21 protein-coding genes are annotated in these 17,424 nt (G+C 37.8%); 11 read left to right on the plus strand and 10 right to left on the minus strand.

What is annotated here, in order from left to right:
- Window positions 1-104: 104 nt before the first annotated feature.
- On the minus strand, window positions 105-572 hold the full coding sequence (locus ABMA72_RS02915) for a hypothetical protein (protein ID WP_392855893.1): 468 nt from the start codon (window positions 570-572) through the stop codon (window positions 105-107).
- A gap of 157 nt (window positions 573-729) precedes the next feature.
- Here ABMA72_RS02915 and ABMA72_RS02920 point away from each other — a divergent pair, with 157 nt between their 5' ends.
- Together ABMA72_RS02920 and ABMA72_RS02925 are read left to right on the plus strand one after the other, a co-directional pair.
- Window positions 730-2,055, plus strand: a complete 1,326-nt coding sequence (locus tag ABMA72_RS02920) for a cation:proton antiporter (protein ID WP_392855896.1) — start codon at window positions 730-732, stop codon at window positions 2,053-2,055.
- Between the two features lie 37 nt (window positions 2,056-2,092).
- Window positions 2,093-2,809 carry a diacylglycerol/polyprenol kinase family protein gene (locus ABMA72_RS02925; RefSeq protein WP_392855897.1) on the plus strand — a complete coding sequence of 239 codons (717 nt, stop codon included), beginning with the start codon at window positions 2,093-2,095 and terminating at the stop codon, window positions 2,807-2,809.
- A gap of 7 nt (window positions 2,810-2,816) precedes the next feature.
- Here ABMA72_RS02925 and ABMA72_RS02930 read toward each other — a convergent pair whose 3' ends face one another.
- Complete coding sequence (locus ABMA72_RS02930; RefSeq protein WP_393056000.1) at window positions 2,817-3,104, minus strand: hypothetical protein; 288 nt, start codon at window positions 3,102-3,104, stop codon at window positions 2,817-2,819.
- Window positions 3,105-3,140: 36 nt separating this feature from the next.
- On the opposite strand from ABMA72_RS02930, the gene ABMA72_RS02935 reads away from it, so the two are divergent.
- Window positions 3,141-3,809, plus strand: coding sequence for an alpha/beta hydrolase (locus ABMA72_RS02935; RefSeq protein WP_392855902.1), 669 nt, complete (start codon window positions 3,141-3,143; stop codon window positions 3,807-3,809).
- On the opposite strand, the gene ABMA72_RS02940 is transcribed toward ABMA72_RS02935, so the two are convergent.
- The gene (locus ABMA72_RS02940) at window positions 3,795-4,829 is read right to left on the minus strand and encodes a metal-dependent hydrolase (RefSeq protein WP_393056002.1); all 1,035 of its coding nucleotides are present in this window, start codon (window positions 4,827-4,829) and stop codon (window positions 3,795-3,797) included. The two genes, ABMA72_RS02935 and ABMA72_RS02940, sit on opposite strands and share 15 nt — an antisense overlap.
- A 48-nt stretch (window positions 4,830-4,877) precedes the next feature.
- Here ABMA72_RS02940 and ABMA72_RS02945 point away from each other — a divergent pair, with 48 nt between their 5' ends.
- The 3 genes from ABMA72_RS02945 to ABMA72_RS02955 all read left to right on the plus strand — a co-directional run bounded on the left by ABMA72_RS02945 (window position 4,878) and on the right by ABMA72_RS02955 (window position 6,354).
- Complete coding sequence (locus ABMA72_RS02945) at window positions 4,878-5,615, plus strand: NAD-dependent deacylase (protein WP_393056005.1); 738 nt, start codon at window positions 4,878-4,880, stop codon at window positions 5,613-5,615.
- A gap of 88 nt (window positions 5,616-5,703) precedes the next feature.
- Window positions 5,704-6,060, plus strand: a complete 357-nt coding sequence (locus ABMA72_RS02950) for a hypothetical protein (RefSeq protein ID WP_393056008.1) — start codon at window positions 5,704-5,706, stop codon at window positions 6,058-6,060.
- A gap of 18 nt (window positions 6,061-6,078) precedes the next feature.
- Window positions 6,079-6,354, plus strand: a complete 276-nt coding sequence (locus ABMA72_RS02955; protein WP_392855911.1) for a hypothetical protein — start codon at window positions 6,079-6,081, stop codon at window positions 6,352-6,354.
- 59 nt (window positions 6,355-6,413) lie between these two features.
- Here ABMA72_RS02955 and ABMA72_RS02960 read toward each other — a convergent pair whose 3' ends face one another.
- The 5 genes from ABMA72_RS02960 to ABMA72_RS02980 are packed head-to-tail and all read right to left on the minus strand — an operon-like array spanning window position 6,414 to window position 11,046.
- A complete protein-coding gene (locus tag ABMA72_RS02960) occupies window positions 6,414-7,685 on the minus strand; it encodes an acetyl-CoA C-acetyltransferase (RefSeq protein WP_392855912.1) in 1,272 nt (423 codons plus the stop codon).
- 27 nt (window positions 7,686-7,712) lie between these two features.
- On the minus strand, window positions 7,713-9,071 hold the full coding sequence (locus ABMA72_RS02965; RefSeq protein ID WP_393056011.1) for a hypothetical protein: 1,359 nt from the start codon (window positions 9,069-9,071) through the stop codon (window positions 7,713-7,715).
- Window positions 9,071-9,895 (minus strand): hypothetical protein, encoded by an 825-nt coding sequence (locus ABMA72_RS02970; protein ID WP_393056014.1) that lies wholly within the window; start codon window positions 9,893-9,895, stop codon window positions 9,071-9,073. Before ABMA72_RS02970 ends, ABMA72_RS02965 begins: the two co-directional genes overlap by 1 nt.
- On the minus strand, window positions 9,888-10,625 hold the full coding sequence (locus ABMA72_RS02975; protein WP_392855919.1) for an ABC transporter ATP-binding protein: 738 nt from the start codon (window positions 10,623-10,625) through the stop codon (window positions 9,888-9,890). Before ABMA72_RS02975 ends, ABMA72_RS02970 begins: the two co-directional genes overlap by 8 nt.
- Window positions 10,626-10,635: 10 nt before the next feature.
- Entirely contained in the window at window positions 10,636-11,046 is a 411-nt protein-coding gene (locus ABMA72_RS02980) for an acyl-CoA thioesterase (RefSeq protein ID WP_392855921.1), read from the minus strand.
- A gap of 70 nt (window positions 11,047-11,116) precedes the next feature.
- Between ABMA72_RS02980 and ABMA72_RS02985 the strand changes: the two genes are divergently transcribed.
- The 5 genes from ABMA72_RS02985 (at window position 11,117) to ABMA72_RS03005 (ending at window position 15,746) form a co-directional block, all read left to right on the plus strand.
- Window positions 11,117-11,872: a MotA/TolQ/ExbB proton channel family protein gene (locus ABMA72_RS02985; protein WP_392855923.1), complete on the plus strand. Its 756-nt coding sequence runs from the start codon at window positions 11,117-11,119 to the stop codon at window positions 11,870-11,872.
- A gap of 11 nt (window positions 11,873-11,883) precedes the next feature.
- Complete coding sequence (locus tag ABMA72_RS02990; protein ID WP_392855926.1) at window positions 11,884-12,732, plus strand: VWA domain-containing protein; 849 nt, start codon at window positions 11,884-11,886, stop codon at window positions 12,730-12,732.
- Between the two features lie 127 nt (window positions 12,733-12,859).
- Window positions 12,860-14,077, plus strand: coding sequence for a transglycosylase SLT domain-containing protein (locus ABMA72_RS02995; protein ID WP_392855927.1), 1,218 nt, complete (start codon window positions 12,860-12,862; stop codon window positions 14,075-14,077).
- A complete protein-coding gene (locus tag ABMA72_RS03000) occupies window positions 14,052-14,819 on the plus strand; it encodes a PilZ domain-containing protein (RefSeq protein ID WP_392855929.1) in 768 nt (255 codons plus the stop codon). The genes ABMA72_RS02995 and ABMA72_RS03000 overlap by 26 nt, the downstream gene beginning before the upstream one ends.
- Before the next feature lie 144 nt (window positions 14,820-14,963).
- Window positions 14,964-15,746: an endonuclease I family protein gene (locus tag ABMA72_RS03005; protein ID WP_392855931.1), complete on the plus strand. Its 783-nt coding sequence runs from the start codon at window positions 14,964-14,966 to the stop codon at window positions 15,744-15,746.
- On the opposite strand, the gene ABMA72_RS03010 is transcribed toward ABMA72_RS03005, so the two are convergent.
- Both ABMA72_RS03010 and ABMA72_RS03015 read right to left on the minus strand, forming a co-directional pair.
- Window positions 15,747-16,574, minus strand: coding sequence for a DsbA family protein (locus ABMA72_RS03010; RefSeq protein WP_393056017.1), 828 nt, complete (start codon window positions 16,572-16,574; stop codon window positions 15,747-15,749). It abuts the gene before it with no gap.
- A 159-nt stretch (window positions 16,575-16,733) separates the two neighbouring features.
- On the minus strand, window positions 16,734-17,423 hold the full coding sequence (locus ABMA72_RS03015) for a response regulator transcription factor (RefSeq protein ID WP_392855934.1): 690 nt from the start codon (window positions 17,421-17,423) through the stop codon (window positions 16,734-16,736).
- Between the last annotated feature and the right edge of the window lies 1 nt (window position 17,424).

Genomic DNA, 17,424 nt, shown 5'->3' on the forward strand with positions numbered 1-17,424 from the left:
AACTGCCAAGCCTAGGTGCCATGCACCTTTGGTTTCGCATCTGCTAAATACGAAATAATCAAGGCAGTTCTTAGCAAGTGCGAAACCAAAGGAGCATGGCACACTTATTTACAGTCACGCATGCGCTGTAGCAGCTCACTATCCTGCTCTTGAATTCGAGGTCTTAGGTACTCAACAACAGAAGAGTTTTCTTGTAGGATACGAACTAAGCGGCATAGAAAGACATTATCCTCAGCACTTTCAACAATCGACCAACCATCAACGACATTATTCGTCTCGTAGAAGAATTTAAAGAAGAGCTCTTTATATTCAAGTTTTACGTTCTTTCCGGCCTGAGCAACTAACTGCTCGCCTAGTGCCTTATCATGAACTGAAAATCCCCACGTCAGTCGATCTCCACTACCGAGATCAAGTGTTCCCTCGTATGTTTTAAAGAAGACACCTTTCTTTGTAATTCGCACTAATTTTCCAGAGCGAGTCCCATCAGATTTAGGGTAATTTAAAATTCCCCAACCTAGAAGACCTGCAATGATAGCGAGAATAAAAAGTGTGAAATAGATTTTCTTCTTCAAATGAACAACCTCGTTAAATAATTGATACTTCTATTGTAGCCATTTACATCATTAGTTGTAAAAAACTTAATCTTATTAACGCATCTTTATACCTCTTAAGTTTAATCTAGCGCCTGTGTGCGTTAAATTTCAACAAAGCCAAAGAGCGAGGTTAGATGTGTTCAACTTCATCGATTTAACAGATACCCAGGCCGTTATTCCAATACTAGGCCTGTGCCTTCTACTTTGTCTTGTGGTAGCACGTTTTACTAAATTCATCGGTATTCCCAAAGTCAGTGGCTTCATTATGCTTGGGATTATCCTAGGTCCCTATGTCACGGGTATAATCACTCACGAATTTCTAGAAAAAACAAATTATCTTTCAGACCTGGCCTTAGGGCTCATCCTCTTCAATATTGGTGGAGAATTTAATAAGTATCTTTTACGGCGATTAAGTAACGAGCTCATCAAAGAAACGCATTATAAAGTCTTTCTGATGTTTCTTATCAGTAGTATCCTCTTTGCTACTTGCCTGCTGATATTTACCGGACTCTCCGCCGCCAATGTATTTATCATTGCCGTCATGCTTGGAATTATAAGTATTGAAGCAGCACCGCCTACTACGGTTCTTGTCATGAAAGAATATAATACTCATGGCCCGATAACTGATGCCATCATGATCCACCTTGCAGTAGTAACAGGTTTAACTATTGTTGGTAGCTTATTCTTTACATCAGTCTTTCAGGCAACGGGGCTTTGGCCCTCATCTGTTTCTTCCTATCAGTCGATTCTTTCCATGGCCAAGGAAGTTATTGGCTCCATTGCAATTGGAGTTGCACTTGGACTTCTTTTGACATGGCTTGAGAATTTTGAAAATAAGATTGGTAACTTCCTCTTTTCAATTCTTACTATGATTCTCTTTTCTCAAACCCTGGCCCATTTTTTAAACTTAAATGTACTCTTAATTTCACTAGTTCTTGGATTTACGGTGACTCAGGCTTCTTCAAAAGGGAGACTCATTCACACAACAGTAAGAGATATAGGAAGTTCACTCTATGCAATCTTCTTCGTCTACGCTGGTACTCATATAAATATTGCAGGTCTAATTTCTGAAAACGCCCTCTTTGTGATCATGTACATTGTCATTCGTACTTTTTCTGTTTTCTTTGCCCACCGTATCTTCGCTAGGCGAGTAACAACTAATGATTACAATATGTTAGGACATTGCCTCTACTCGCATGCTGGGACAGCAATAGCCATTGCCATGGCCATTCAAAAAATCCCCCATATTACGAGCGACATTATCTTTCAAACCATAATCTCCAGTATTTTCATCTTTGAAATAGCAGGTCCACTAATCCTTAAAGAAGCACTTAAACGCAGCGGAGAGGTCTCTCTAGAGTCTCTAAACGACGGGCAGTTTAGCTATGGACAGGATCGCCGTTCAATTTTTAAAATCACCAAAGATTTTATCTCGAACAGCCTCTCGGGACTAAAAAAATAGTTTTGTCAGGATTAACAACCTGAGTTAAGATGCCTATATGGATACGACGATTTCAAATAATGAAAATAACGATGTGGAAGCATCGAATAAAGATATAGCTGAACAAGTTTCACAAGAAGAAAACGAAACAAAAGAAGAGATTACGAAGACAAGAAAAGACCTACATATGCCGCGTAGGATATTTCACTTCTCGATGGGCCTCATTGCGGGGATGATCTATAAGCATTTTCTAACTCACGCCCAGGCCGTCCATATTCTTGGTATTGCTACATGTGTTTTCTATATTCTTGAACAAATTAGAATTAATTACCCAGAAAATCGATTAATGAAATTAGGTAGTCGCTACCTTTTACGTGCAGAGGAACAACTTAAAGAGTCGGCCTCGATGCCGTATCTAATGGGACTCCTTCTAACAATCCTAACATTTCCAAAAACTATTACACTTGTTGCTGTTTTCACACTTGCAGTTTGTGACCCTTTAAGTGCTATCATTGGAATTCGCTTTGGAAAGACAAAGCTAAAAGATAACCGCTCCCTTGAGGGAACTCTTGCTTTTTTAATTGCAACAGTTGCGATTCACCTGATGGTCCTTCTAAGTGTTTACGAATTTAATATAAGAATTGCTCTTGTCACAATTTGTAGCTCTCTTGTTGTAACGGCCGTGGACTTTATGGATTTTAAAATTGATGACAACCTAACGATTCCTCTATCAACAGCAGGGGCCCTTTGGGTATTCATGGCAATCTTTCTATAATGAGACACTAAAAGAATTTCAAAAATTTCTTTTTCTTAATTTGAACACGACGGTAAAAAGCTTCGTTCTTGGCCTCGTGCTTTATTTCCACGAGTCCTTCTTTGATAAATTCGTTTAGGTAGGACTCCAGTACTTCCATATTCACTTCATCAAGAAGACTGAGATCCTCACTTTTGATTGAAATGAGGAGGTTCTCCATATTCATCCACTCAAAGAACGATATATTCTCCAAGATTATTTCTTTGGCCAAATCCATATCATCATTTTGTAGGTTCTTATCGGTTTTAGAATTCACTTTAAAATTCCCCTCGCCCCATCTATTATAGAACATATGGAAAATAATACTAGTCGCACAATTGTTGGTACAAATCTCCCAATTGATTACTTTGAAATGGGTAACGCTAAAGCACAGAAGACACTTTTAGTCCTCCATGGCTTTGCTCAAAATAACGAACAAATCAAAGAAAATATCGTTGATAAATTATCACCACAAATTGGCGAAAGCTTTCGTATACTCATCCCAAATGGTGTCTTTCCAATTCCTAAGATTAGGCCAAATCAAATTACCTATCGCTATAGCTGGTACTTCTATGATCACACAAGACAGAAGTATTATATCGATATGAGTACACCGATTGAGGCCCTCGGAAATTTATTAAGAGAAAGAAATATTGAGTTTAAAGATGTCACTATCGTTGGTTATTCTCAAGGAGGCTATCTTGCACCAATTATGGCAAGCTACCTTCCAGGGATCCGTGCCTCTATTGCCATAAATGCAAATACGAGAGTCGATAAGCTTGGCGAGAACTTAAACTTTAAGCACCTTTCAATTCATAACGAAGGTGATCCTGTTGTCGAATTTGAAAATTCTCACAATAGCTTTTTAGAGCTAAAAAAGAAAATAGCTGATGCTCGATACGAAAGCTTTGAGATTAATTCTCATGAAATTACACCAGAGAATTTAAGGGCCTTAGAATCTTACCTACTAGAAATCAAATAAGAGCTTTAAAAATTCTTTACGTGAATTGATGTCCACAGCACGGGAAGTATTAAAGGTTACGTGCCCTTCACCTTTGTGAAATTCAATATCCCACATAGACTCTGACGAGTAAGGAAGAATACTATAGCGAGAGTCCACAATTGTATTGCCTTCTCCCCAATGAAGATAGCCACTTGTGAAACTTCTAAATCTCTCATAGTCATAAGGGAACTTATCTGATTTATAATGTTTTAAAAGATTCTTAATTTCTTTTTCTTTAACAATGGATGCACTCTCACTTTTTGGATAGAGTTTAATCTTACCAAAAGGAATACTTTTAACGGCATAGAATTTTGCCTGATCTTGATCGACAACAATTCCACGCCAGACCACATTATTAAAGATCGTAGGCTTGATCATCTTTCTTTGGGTCTGCTCATTAATAAACCCCTTTGTTGTTAGAAAATTTGTCACGCGCTCTCTTTGATAAAAGCCAAGAGACATGAAAGCAATAACATAGATGATGGCCGCAGTATTAAATTTTAAATTCTTCGTACGTAGACAAATAAGAACAAGAATAACAAGTGGAATTGTACAAAGAGGATCAATAACGGCAACAGTATTTAGAGCAACCCTAGTAGAAGAAAGGGGCCAAAAAAGTTGTGTTCCATAATTTGTAAATGAATCCAAGAGGCCATGGGTGGCATAGGCACAAAATGTATAAAGATAACTTCTTTTAACAGGAACCCTAAATAGTTTAAGAAATAAACTAACAATCAAGGCACCTATGGGAATAAAAAAGAGTGAATGAGTAAAGTGTCTGTGAAATTGAACGTGAAATAGTGGATCAGTTGATGAGCGAATGAGAATATCGAGGTCCGCGGCCATTCCCGCAAGGGCACCCCAAAGAGCTATCGCCTTTAAACTAGGCGCTTCTTTAGCTTCTTTTGGTTCTTCCTTCTTTCTTTGTATCTTTGACTTAACCTTGGTCGCTCCTAGAGCTGCCATTGATCCAAGTACGGCCTGCGATAATGGGTCCACTAAAATCCTCACTTTATGTATTCACCTAGAGTATGTTACCATAATTCCATGAAGTTTTTAAAAGACCAAGCACTCCTTGCAGGCATAAAAAAAATTTGTATACTAACTGGTGCCGGCATCTCTAAGGAGTCGGGATTAAAGACTTTTCGTGACCAAAATGGGCTTTGGGAAAATCACGATATTTACGAAGTGGCCTCTCCCTTGGCCTTCAACAATAACCCCAATTTAGTCCACGAATTCTATAATCAAAGAAGACGACAGCTACAATCAGGTGAAGTTCACCCTAATGATGCACACCAGGCCTTGGCCGATCTAGAAAAGTCAGGTAAATTTAAGACAACTATTATCACTCAAAATGTTGATAACCTCCATGAGAGGTCTGGTTCAAAAAATATCTTCCACATGCATGGCCAGCTTTTAAAAGTTCGTTGTAAGAAAACGAAGAAAATCTATGAATGGAAAGATGACCTTACAGTTGAAGATCGCTGCCAGTGTTGTCATACGAAGGGCAATCTAAGGCCACATATCGTGTGGTTTGGCGAAGTTCCACTCTATCTCGACGAAATTCAAGAGGCCCTCTTAAAATGTGATCTCTTTATTTCAATTGGAACTTCTGGGCTTGTCTACCCTGCGGCCAACTTTGTGGCGATTGCTAAGAGCGCCGGTGCTCACTGTCTAGAGATCAATCCGCACCCGACAAATAACGCTGAACTTTTCGATGAAACCATTGCAGAGGTAGCAACGCAAGGCGTACGCCACTTTGTGGAATCCATGCTTCAAATCTAGCGTGCAGAAATTACATATTTCATAAAATCACTTTAATTTTCGTATCCCCTTGGCTATAAGTGGGCACTCAATGCTATTGGAGAGATATATGAAATCAGTGATTTTAACACTAGCGATGCTTTTTGCAGTTACATCTAACGCACAAGCTTCAAATAATATTAGAGAAATTTGTGAAAACGCTTACTATGCCACTGGCTATACTAAGCTTCATCAATATAATCTCATCGTCAACTGGGCCCGTATTTCGGATCATGCCCTAGTTGATCTTGAGAATATTATCTACTCGGACTATTTCAAGATTCTAGCTGAAAAAGATCTGGGAAATAACAAATCAAAATATACTTTAAAAGAAAATGGAAAACTGAATTCATATCAATATGAAGCGGCCCTTAGTGAACTTGCGAAGATCACAGGAAATAACGCTTCATGTGTTTATGATCTTTAATCGTTAGAGGGAAAAAATATGAAAAAATTATTACTAGCTGCTACTCTTTTTATTTCTGTAAACGCAAGCGCAAACCAAATCAAAATTTGTGCAATGGAAGCTCAAGAAACTTGTAAAGAGTTAACAAACAAAGAAGATTTCTACACATGTTTCAATTCAGTACGTGACTACTGTATTGATAGCTACATGTACCAATCAGGTAACAAGTCGATGCCATGGTGTTTTGATGAGTGTGCTCTTGTTCAAGACGAAGCTCAAAGAAACCTTTGCTACGAAACTTGTACTGAAAAATAATTCAAACAAATAAGTACAAATAAAGAAGGCACCCATTGGGTGCCTTTTTTTATTCATTTTTATCTTTCAACGATAGCAACAACGCCCATCCCACCTGCAGTACAGATAGAAATTAGTCCGCGTCCGCCGCCTTTTTCTTGAAGCATTTTAGCAAGGCCTGCGACTATTCTTGCACCAGTAGCACCAAATGGGTGTCCAAGAGCAAGTGAGCCACCTTTAACATTTAGCTTTGAGCGATCAATTGATCCAAGCGCACCGTCTAGCCCGAGCTTAGTTTTACAGAATTCCTCATCTTCCCAAGCTTTAAGAGTACAAAGAACTTGAGCAGCAAAAGCTTCGTGAATTTCGTAGAAATCAAAGTCTTGAAGAGTTAGACCTGCACGCTTAAGAAGCTTTGGTACAGCATAAACAGGTGCCATTAAAAGCCCTTCTTCCTCGATAAAATCAACTGCTGCCGACTGGCAAGTTGTGAAGTATGCTGAAACTTCTAAGTTATGTTCTTTTGCATATTCTTCTGAGCATAGAAAAACACAAGAAGCACCATCTGTAAGTGGTGTTGAGTTAGCAGCTGTTAAAGTAGCTTTATCTGATTTTTCAAAAGCTGTTCTAAGAGATCCCATCTTTTCAACAGTTGTGTTAGCTCTTAGAATTCCATCACGCTCAAGGCCTTTAAATGGCACAACAAGGTCACTATAGAAACCTTCGTTATATGCACGCTCAGCATTTTGATGAGACTCCCACGCTAGTTGGTCTTGATCCTGACGAGCAATATTCCAACGTTGGGCCATAAGCTCACAACTTTGTCCCATAGAAAGACCTGTACGAGGCTCCTTAACCGCAGGGAAAGATGGTTTTAGATCGGCCGGGCGAATACTTAGTAATGCCTTTATACGATCACCAGTTGTGCGAGCGTAGTTTGCACGGCTCATGGCATCTGAGAATTTCTTAGAGAATTCAACTGGGATATCACTATTTGTATCAACACCACCAGCGATACCACACTCAATTTGTCCTGTCGCAATTTTCATGGCAATAATATTTGAGGCCTCAAGAGAAAGCCCACAAGCTTTTTGAATATCTGTAGCTGGAGTGTGAAAAGACAGTCCAGATTCAATTGTACACTCACGCGCAAGAGAGAAGTCATAGGCATGCTTACTAACAGCACCAAGAACAACCTCGCCGACTTCTTGTCCCTTAAGATTCATCTTGTCGACTAAACCTTTTAAAGCAGCAGTCATTAGTTCCTTGTTAGAAACACCCTGATATTTTGTACCAGATCTTGCAAATGGAATACGTGATCCCGTGATAATACAAACTTTTCTTTGTTCCATTAGATTTCCTTTTTATTAATTTGCCTTTTAACCTATTAGGCTTTTTAGTTCGAAGATTATTTTACGATAACTACTTAAATGAAAGAACTCTTCTAGCTCTGATAGTATCGTATTTAATTTTAATTTTTCACGTCCCTCAATACACTTGAGTATTTCCACAACATACTTTTCAATAACGATAAAACATATCGCCAATGGTGAGAGATTTGACGTGTACACGTCAGGAAACCCCACGCCATTAAGTGAACCGTGGTGCTGGCGAACGATAACATCAATCCCTGTTGGAATCCCTGATATTTCTTGAAGTAAAGTCGTGGTCATATTGGCGTGTTCTAAAACAAGCTTCCTTTCTGATTCACTTAAGTCCACTTGCTCCATATCGTCGAGAGAGTGAATTTTAAGAAGCTTCTCTTCACGTAAGACAATATCGTGAAAGAAGCAAATATAACAAACCTTATCCATCGTTTGCTTAAGTTGTTCACCTCTTCCCCATCCAAGATTAGGAATAATTTGGTAGAAGAATAAACTCGCTAGATAATTTCTTTTGAATGCGTATGTTGTTTCATTTTCTAAAAGAGAGCGAAGTAGTGTCGAGAGCTTCTTTGAGCTATTTACCGTCTTTGTCATAGCAACAATTGAGGTCTTAGCAAGCTTTACAGTTTGTGGAGTGATTCCTATTTCATTGAGAAGGTTTTGAGAGATCTCAAAAGTATCACTACTCACTTCCATCACTTTCTTGTCTTCTTTGAAGGCCTTAACGACCTTAGTTAAAGACTGAGAAAGAATTTGTCCCATAAGCTTTTCAAAGTCTTCTTTTTGGACAAAGAAATGAGTTAGGTTATTTTGCTCATAGCGCCTAACAATATCCTTATCAAGAATATCGTTAGCATAGATACGCTTTACAAAATGCTCCTCACCGGCCTTAGTCATTTTGATATAAATATCACAACATGGGTTTGAAAGCTGATAGAAGTTAGCAATTTCAACACTTACAAAGTCGGGCATCTTCAAATGTCTTAATTCTTCATCTGTAATATTTAAACTCTTGATAAGTTGAAGACTAATGTCCCTAAGAGAGAACCTTGATGGTAGAGAAGTAAAGTTACCATAATCAATCTCCATCTCCCCTAAGATAACAACAGGTTTTTTAATCGTGTGGTCGATCATGAAATTAACAAAGTTTTGACCACCAGGGATATTCCTCCCCTCACTATCGATATATTTATTTTCACAAATAATTCCATCAAAGCTTGCTAAATCATCCGCCCTCTTTATTAGAGATGAGTTCTCGAGGCATTCAATCTCAAAAGAGTACTCATTTGTTAAGTACTCTCTCACACTAGATTGGATACGCTCATCAGAATGGATGATTAGCAATTTTCTCATTAAAACGATCTTCTCTTAAAGATAGAGTTAAAAATAAATCCCCATATCGCCAAAGTTGCCACAAGATGAACAAGGCCAAAGACAAAACTCTTAACGATATCGATATTTAACTCGGCCCCTAAAGATAACATATCCGCAAGACCTGAAATTTCTCCAATTCTTGGCAATAGCCAATAAAAGATAAATCCAAAAATAGAAGAAAGGTTAAGCCCTGATAGTGCAGGATTTCCTGCCTGAATATAAGTGTAGACACCAACCGAGGCGATAACATAGAAACATGTTAAAAGTAGTGTTCCAATCTTATTAAAGAATAAGCTAAAGAAGCAGCTAACAAACATGATAATTAAGATTTGTAAGAAGTGTGGAATAAGTGAAGCGGTCATCTTAATCATTGAAAAGTCCACTCCCTTAGGAACAAGATCATTCGAGATTAAGATAATAATACCGATAATAAGAATGAATACTAAGTAAAGAAAACTTAAAAGTGCCCCACCTAGCATACGATTAATCACGTATGAAGAACGATTGATTGGTAGCGCTAAGATTTGAGAAATAACACCACTCTCTAAATCACTACGAAAGATATTTGCCGAAATCAGGGCCGCAACAAGCTTTGCACTAAGACTGATAATCCATATCACAACCGTCATACTTGCTGTTGCGAGATAAGTACTAAAACCCGACTCTTGGATTTCAATTTGTAGAGTATTACTTAAAACACCACCTAGATACATTACGACAACAGTCATAGCAAATAAGAAGATGACTGATTTATTTCTAACTTCTTTTTCAATTGTATTTTTAATTAGCGTAAAATTAAACATGAGCTTCCTCACTTTCTTCTTTTGTCCCTTTAACTAGAGTATAGAAACGATCCTCTAAAGACATCCCATCACGAACATCATCAATTAGGCCTTGGGCCTGAACTTTACCGTGATTTAAAATAATAACTTTCTTTGCAAACTTCTCCACCTCAGAAAGAATGTGAGAGTTGATTAAGATTGTTTTCCCTTTGCTTGAAAGCTCAAGACAAATATCCTTCACATCTTTAATCCCAATTGGATCAAGACCAGAAAATGGCTCATCTAAAATAATGAGATCTTTGTCTGCGACAATTGCGATACAAAGACCAACTCGTTGCATTTGTCCTTTTGACAGCTCACTAAGTTTCTTCTTACCCAACTCTCCTATTGAAAGCTTACCTAGGGCCTCCTTAATTCTCTCTTTTACTTGAGACTTCTCGACTTGATGAAATTCAGCAAAGAACTTTAGAGTTTCCTCAACAGTAAAGTAATTATAGAAAGTGAACTTTTCTGGTAGGTACACAAGGCGTGATCGTGACATTGGATCATTAGAATCGATATCATAAATCGAGATCTTTCCACTATCAGCACTAATAAGGTTTAGCATACACTTTACAAAAGTAGTCTTACCGGCTCCATTTGGCCCTAAAAGAGCAACAACATCACCATGCTCAACAGTCAATGAAAAGTCAGATAATGCCTTTTGGTCTCTATAACTCTTAGAGACATTTTCAACGTTAATTACGCTCATATATAAATCCTTATTTATCGAGAATTGTTTTAGAGTTGATACTACGTGGGCGCTTTTGCTCATCAATGGCCACGTAAGTAAAGATTCCATCTGTTACTCTTACACGCTCAGTTTCAAACTTACGAATAACCCAAGCTTCAACCTTGACAGCAAGAGATGTATTTCCTTCTCTTACAGTTGAGCAGTAACAACAGAGAATATCCCCGACCCCAACAGGTTGGATGAATTTCATTGCTTCAATTGCAATTGTTGCCGTACGGCCATTACAGCGTTTTCCAGAATAGATTGCACCGGCGATATCCATTTGCGAAAGAACCCAACCTCCAAAGATATCACCATTGTGATTTGTATCACAAGGCATCGTTAGCGTACGAACACATAGTTCTCCTACTGGTTCATTTTCACTATTTTTTCCCACCATTTATATCCTTTTAAAGTCAGTTATAATAATTATAAAATATACCTATAATTTTAGAGTAAAAGGTCATTCAATGCTAGAAAAGAAAGAATTGCAACTCATTGGACAAGCTGTTGTTGTCAGCAGTGTTATTGTGGCAGTATTAAACGGAGTGTATCTGTCTGGTATTTTCCCACAAGATGGAATGGTTTCAAGATTGCTAATTCTCTTAGGTGGAAATTTCATCAAAGGTGGCTACATTCAGTGGCTAACGTACTTGGCCTTCTTCTGGTCAATCTCCGAAATAAAAGCATTAAAGGCACAAATAAAAGCAGAGAAATCCTACTTTAAGGCCAATCTGCTGCCTACAGATGAAAAACACCTGCTCATGTCTGACGATGTTATTCAGATTGGTCAAAAAGTGAAAGACTTTGAGAAGAAGTATTCAAAGACTCTGCTTACTCAACTCATTAAAAACTCTTGTGCGAAATTTCGTTCAACGAAAAATGTTTCAGAAGTTCTTGAGGTTATTAATATCATCACAGACCTACACAGAGATAACTCAGAAACTGAACAGTCCAATATTCGCTATCTCTTATGGGCCATTCCCTCTCTAGGATTCATTGGTACCGTACTTGGTATTTCAAGCGCCTTAATGCTTGCGAACTCTAAAGACATGCAGCTAATTACATCAACTCTTGGTGTTGCCTTTGATACAACACTTGTTGCACTTATTCTAAGTATCATTCTTATGTGGCTCTTTCACGACCTACAAAAAGCAACAGATCAATTTCATATGAAGACAAAAGAATATGTTATTGAAAACCTTGTTAATAAGATTGAGATGTAGGAAAGCAAAGAATGCGCCAAAGAAAGTCCATAGACGTTTTTAATATTTCATTTCTCGATCTACTTTCAGGAGCACTTGGAGCGGTTATCATCCTCTTTATTGTTGTTCCAAAGAATGAAACTCCAGTTGCTGAAAAGCCAAAAGAAGTTTGTGTTGATAATTCACAGGCCTTGTCTCAATGTGAGAAGCTTGCCCAAGATCAAAAGAAAGTCATCCAGGAGCTTACTGCTCAAATTACTCCACCTAAGGCAAAACCAGAACCAAGGCCTAAGCCAAAACCGACACCTGCTCCTGTTGCAAAGAGTGCTGATGTAGGATTTAACTTTAAAGGCAAACGCGTGGCCTTCCTCATTGATGTCTCGGGCTCAATGGGTACAGATGATCGCATCGGCCAAGTAAAGGCAGGACTTAAGATGCTTATTGCCTCAATGGGTAAGGATTACTATGTCGATATTATCTATTTTCCAGGCAAGAATCGCAGTTCACAATATGCCCTCTGGGGTGTTTTACAAGACCTTAGGGATCTAAAAATAAAAGAAGAAGTCTATGAGTTCTTGGCAAGTTTAAGGCCTTATGGGGCCACACCAACAAGGGCCGCCCTTAAGTATGTCATTGACCAATATCCACAAGTAACTGATATCGTTCTCCTAAGTGATGGCTCCCCGACAAAGTCAGGGCGAACAACTTCACCGGATAATATCGATGATATTGTTAGGGATATCACTGATAAGAATCGCCTTCGAAAAGTACAAATTAATGCCATTGGGGTTGGGGCAAAGAACTTTAGTAAGTCGTCGGATTTATATAAGTTTTTAAAGAATTTAACAGATGCCAATAACGGTTTTTTCTATGGCTTCTAAAGTTGGCGAAATTTACGGATTTTGCTAACTATAGATTTTATAGTGATTTTCACCTAAGCCTCTGATTTTATTAATTTAGTAAACCAGCGACTTCAGCGACTTATCCAAAATTGTCATAATAGTGTCAATGAACATGGCACTTAAACCAACATTTCGTCAGCACATTGTCAGAGTCTTGTTAAGAGCAAGTTTCTCGGCACTCTTTTTTGGAGCGACTCTCCTATTTACCTCATGTGCAGGGCCAATGAACCCATTCGGAAGTGACACTCTTTCAATTATTAATGATGGAGATAGTTTCGAAAATCTTGAAGCCTTTACTAATATCTTAGACAACCATCTAAACTTCGATAATGTTGGAACGAGTACAATAGGTATCGAGTTTTTTCCAAAGAAACAAAATCGTCACACTATTTATGATCTCTATATTAAGATCAATTCAACTCGAGGAAAACTTAATCCTGAAAATATTGTGATCTTTTGGAACGGTAGAAATATCACTTCAAGTTTTAAGAATAATAATAAAGTTATCTATGAAGACGACCAAAATATTATTTACAAGATCAACCGACTAAGTCTACCTGCAAGACTTGAGACTGATATTAAAATTGGCTATCAGTACCGTGGAGAAATTCGTTCACTATATCGTTATGAAGAACCTTCATGTAAACAATTTACAACGGCCAATAATAAAACAACGATTACAACAACTGACCCATTTAATGTTAAGACAAGCTTTATTGATCTTGTAAAAAGAGAAGCTTCTAAAGTACATACTAACCCTTCCATGCTACTAGGTATTATTGCCCAAGAGTCAGGCTTTAATTATCGCTCGGTAAGCTCAGCAAAGGCCATTGGACTGACGCAAGTTACAGATGCAGCAAGCCAGCACGTTATTAAGAAGTACGACACGTGGAAAGTTGACAAAAGAATTGAAAAACTTCCGTATGGACTAGTTAAGTTTATGGTTAGATCTGGAAAGATTAATCAAAATAATGATTGGCGACTTAATCGAAAAAAATCGGTTATCGGTGGACTTGAGTATATTGAATACCTAAAGAAGTATTGGCGTGGCAATATCGACCTTGTTCAAAAATCATATCCAAAAATAAAAAATCTTAAGACTTTTGAAAAGAGCCAACTCTATACCGACTTAATTCTTGCCAGCTACAACTCTGGGCCATTTAGAGTGAAGTCTCAATTAATAAAACTAGAAACAGACTGGCGTAATTCTGATCGCCTTCAAGAAGCAAAGAATTATATTAATCGCGTAAATAGTTACTGTTATCACTTTACACAAAATGACACTCAAGGAGTCATCAATGAAGATCAAGCCATTAATCTTTAATATCTATGCATTTGTGTTTATTGCAATTGCAGTTAGTATTCCAATTCAGGTCATGTTCCTCTATGGTCATGGTGCAACTGATATTGGTGCCATCTGGTCGAAAATGACAGTCTTTAACTTCATGGTTATGGCCTCTTGTTTTCTTAATGCTTACTTTTCTTTTACAGCACAAGATGACATCAAGTGGAGCTTCCCATTATCGATTGGCTTTGTTTGTTTAAATAATTCGATTGTCCTAGTTTATGGAAATGACTTTGAAGCGGCTTCAGTTATTCTATCAACTTTTGCCTATATCCTTATGACTTCATACTTTATTCTGAGTCATGAAACGAATGTTATTAACTCACCTGCAGCTCAGTGGTGGAAAACAGCAATTCGTTACCAAGCACCACTTCCAACAAAAGTGTCATCAACAGATATTCCAATTAATCTTGGTGAAACTTTTGATATCTCAAGAACAGGTGCTTATATTTCATATAATACACCAACACAAAAAGATATCTTCAACTGTGGAGACACTTTTACTTTCAATATCGGAACAGATTTAGAACTAAAGGCCAAGGTCGTTAGAAAATCGAATGCTGTCGGACGCTACCCAGAAGGAATGGGGGTACAATTTGTCGAGCTTGGGGTTGGTGAAAGACTTCAATTAGAGAAGCTTTTAACAAGCCTTAGACAAAGTGTAGATGAAGAAAATATGGATAGTGATAACGATTACGAAGAGTACAATAACGCTGCTTAGTCGTCCCCTAAGTAGCTAAAATAACGAGCTTGATATTTAAATTGGCAGGACCTCACTGAGGTCCTGTTTTTTTATTGGGACTATATTTCAAGTAAATTCTACAATCTCCTACCATCTGTTCATAAATTACCGTAAAAGCAAAGTATGTTACGTACAACTCTAATAATTTTAGCAACATCACTAACAGTGGCCCAGCCCCTTGACCTCAAGGCACATGGTGACACTAAACCTCAGTTTAACCAAGCAGAATTCAGAAAACGCTTATCTGCCCTGATGAAAAAAGGAAAGCGCACGCTCTACTACAAAGAAGCAAGGCTTTATCTTTTTAATAATATCTACGCTTATAATAAGAGCGGTTCTGAGAATAAGTTTCTAAAAGATCTCTACTGTGGCAATGAGTACGAAACGAATGTTGACATTAACTTAGATCAAGAAAATCTTCCTGATGGAAATATCATTAATACTGAGCATACGTGGCCTAAGTCACGCTTCTTTGAATATGGAGACTCAGTTGAACACGGAAAGAATGAATATGATGATATGGTTGCAGATATGCACCACCTCTTTCCAACGGACTCTTTTGTAAATAGCATGAGGGCCTCATATCACTACGGTGAAGTTGATGAGAATAAACTTCAAGACTGTGGGGAATCAAAATTTGGAAAGAATAAGAAGTATCCAACAATGCCTTTATTTGAGCCACCAAATGAAGTTAAGGGCGATATTGCCCGTGGCCTATTCTACTTTGCTGTCACATATGAGCTACCAATCAATGATCGCGAAGAAGAGTTCCTAAGAGCATGGGATAAGTTAGATCCAGTATCTGAGTTTGAAAAGTTTAGGAATGATGAAGTAGAAAAGTATCAGGGCAACCGTAATCCATTTATCGATTACCCTGAACTTATTAATTTGCTAACGGACCTTTAATTATTTGATCTTTGCCATTTCACTTGCTGGATCCTTAGAGTTTCCATTCAAGCGACGGTCTAAGATCATTTTAAAATGAGAATATGGGTATGCGCCCTTAACTGGAACACCGGCCACGACAAAACCAGGAGTGCCACTAAAGCCCAGTTTATTTGCACTTGCTACGTCCGCAGCAATTTTATTTTCAACACGTTTAGAACTTACAAGTTCTTTAATTTTACCAACATCTAATTTCATCTCTTTAACAAGACTAATGAAATATTTCTCACCATGGCGAACCTTATTTTGATTCTTCAAAATTGTCTCATGGAAATCAAATGCCTTTTGTCCATACTCAATTCGAATGGCCTCATAGTACTTGGCCGCAAGCCTAGCATTAGGGTGAATTGAATCAATAGGAAGGTGACGATAAACAAAAGCTACATCATCTTTATAATCATCAAGGACCTGCTTAACAGTCTCTAGTGCGCGATAACAGAATGGACACTGAAAGTCAGAGTATTCATAAATAATAACCTTTGCGTTTGGATTACCAATAATTAAGTCTTCGCTATGCTTTTCAACTTCAATTGGATTTTTAAAAGCAGCTTCTAAGATTTCTTGCTCTTTCTTATTTCGATCTTCAAGGGCCTTCTCTCTCATTTGAGAGGCCATCTTCTGAAGTGTCTCCATAAATAGCTGTGGGTTCTTTTTCATCACTTCAGTTAAGATTTCAGGATTATCTTCCAATGTTTTTTGAAGATCACTTGCTGATTGCTTTGACTGGCATGATGCTAAGAACAAGGCAACAAAGGCAAAAAGAAGTGGAATGGTTAATCGCTTAGACATAAATGGCCCCTAGTAGTTATTTTTATTAACAAACCTTTCGTAATATTATGGCCAAGCTTTATTCACTCTACGTTAGAGTTATGTCAAATCTTTGAAAAGAATATAAAAAAAGGGCCTTTATAAAGACCCTATTTATCGGTTATTCGACGTTTTTAAATCTTACTGAGCAAATTGCGGGCGGAGTTTGTAACCAATTCCACGAACTGTTTCAATTAAATTTTCATTAAACTTCTGACGTAATTGAAGAACGTGTGTATCGACTGTACGAGTTGATGGATAGCATTCATATCCCCATACCTTATTTAAAATTTCATCACGTGAAAGAGCACGGTTTGGATTTTCAACAAGTAGCTTTAAGAAATCAAACTCCATTTTAGTTAGTTCGACTAAATTTCCGTCCCAAGTTACTTCTCTGGTATCATTATCAATCTTAAGCTTTCCAAGAGTTAGCACACCCTTTGTGTCAATATCCTTGGCCATGGCACCTTGATCACCAATACGAAGCTGAACACGGATACGAGCAAGTAGCTCGCGTGACTCAAAAGGCTTAGTCATATAATCATTCGCACCAGACTCAAGCCCTACGACCTTATCAATAAGGTCAGTCTTGGCCGTTAGAATAATCATTGGCGTGTTATTATTATTTGCACGGATCTCTTTAAGAAAGTCGATCCCTTGCCCATCAGGAAGCATCCAATCTTGGATAATAAGATTAAATCCTTTTAGATCAATTTTTCTTGCCTCTTCAAGAGTCTGTGCCCAAGTTGTATCAAACCCTTCCATTTTAAGAAAATCAAGAATTCCTTTTCCCAGTGAAACATCATCTTCAACTAATAGAATCTTATCCATA

This window comes from Halobacteriovorax sp. CON-3 (assembly GCF_043196995.1).
Classification (GTDB): Bacteria; Bdellovibrionota; Bacteriovoracia; order Bacteriovoracales; family Bacteriovoracaceae; genus Halobacteriovorax_A.

What these genes read in the sequence shown, in the direction of transcription:
- ABMA72_RS02975 (WP_392855919.1), bottom strand. Translation starts at nt 10,625, where the DNA reads ATGAGCGTAATTAACGTTGAAAATGTCTCTAAGAGTTATAGAGACCAA.
- ABMA72_RS02935 (WP_392855902.1), top strand. Translation starts at nt 3,141, where the DNA reads ATGGAAAATAATACTAGTCGCACAATTGTTGGTACAAATCTCCCAATT.
- ABMA72_RS02970 (WP_393056014.1), bottom strand. Translation starts at nt 9,895, where the DNA reads ATGTTTAATTTTACGCTAATTAAAAATACAATTGAAAAAGAAGTTAGA.
- ABMA72_RS02950 (WP_393056008.1), top strand. Translation starts at nt 5,704, where the DNA reads ATGAAATCAGTGATTTTAACACTAGCGATGCTTTTTGCAGTTACATCT.
- ABMA72_RS02985 (WP_392855923.1), top strand. Translation starts at nt 11,117, where the DNA reads ATGCTAGAAAAGAAAGAATTGCAACTCATTGGACAAGCTGTTGTTGTC.
- ABMA72_RS02990 (WP_392855926.1), top strand. Translation starts at nt 11,884, where the DNA reads ATGCGCCAAAGAAAGTCCATAGACGTTTTTAATATTTCATTTCTCGAT.
- ABMA72_RS03010 (WP_393056017.1), bottom strand. Translation starts at nt 16,574, where the DNA reads ATGTCTAAGCGATTAACCATTCCACTTCTTTTTGCCTTTGTTGCCTTG.
- ABMA72_RS02980 (WP_392855921.1), bottom strand. Translation starts at nt 11,046, where the DNA reads ATGGTGGGAAAAAATAGTGAAAATGAACCAGTAGGAGAACTATGTGTT.
- ABMA72_RS02995 (WP_392855927.1), top strand. Translation starts at nt 12,860, where the DNA reads ATGAACATGGCACTTAAACCAACATTTCGTCAGCACATTGTCAGAGTC.
- ABMA72_RS02955 (WP_392855911.1), top strand. Translation starts at nt 6,079, where the DNA reads ATGAAAAAATTATTACTAGCTGCTACTCTTTTTATTTCTGTAAACGCA.
- ABMA72_RS02945 (WP_393056005.1), top strand. Translation starts at nt 4,878, where the DNA reads ATGAAGTTTTTAAAAGACCAAGCACTCCTTGCAGGCATAAAAAAAATT.
- ABMA72_RS03000 (WP_392855929.1), top strand. Translation starts at nt 14,052, where the DNA reads ATGAAGATCAAGCCATTAATCTTTAATATCTATGCATTTGTGTTTATT.
- ABMA72_RS02960 (WP_392855912.1), bottom strand. Translation starts at nt 7,685, where the DNA reads ATGGAACAAAGAAAAGTTTGTATTATCACGGGATCACGTATTCCATTT.
- ABMA72_RS03005 (WP_392855931.1), top strand. Translation starts at nt 14,964, where the DNA reads ATGTTACGTACAACTCTAATAATTTTAGCAACATCACTAACAGTGGCC.
- ABMA72_RS02925 (WP_392855897.1), top strand. Translation starts at nt 2,093, where the DNA reads ATGGATACGACGATTTCAAATAATGAAAATAACGATGTGGAAGCATCG.
- ABMA72_RS03015 (WP_392855934.1), bottom strand. Translation starts at nt 17,423, where the DNA reads ATGGATAAGATTCTATTAGTTGAAGATGATGTTTCACTGGGAAAAGGA.
- ABMA72_RS02965 (WP_393056011.1), bottom strand. Translation starts at nt 9,071, where the DNA reads ATGAGAAAATTGCTAATCATCCATTCTGATGAGCGTATCCAATCTAGT.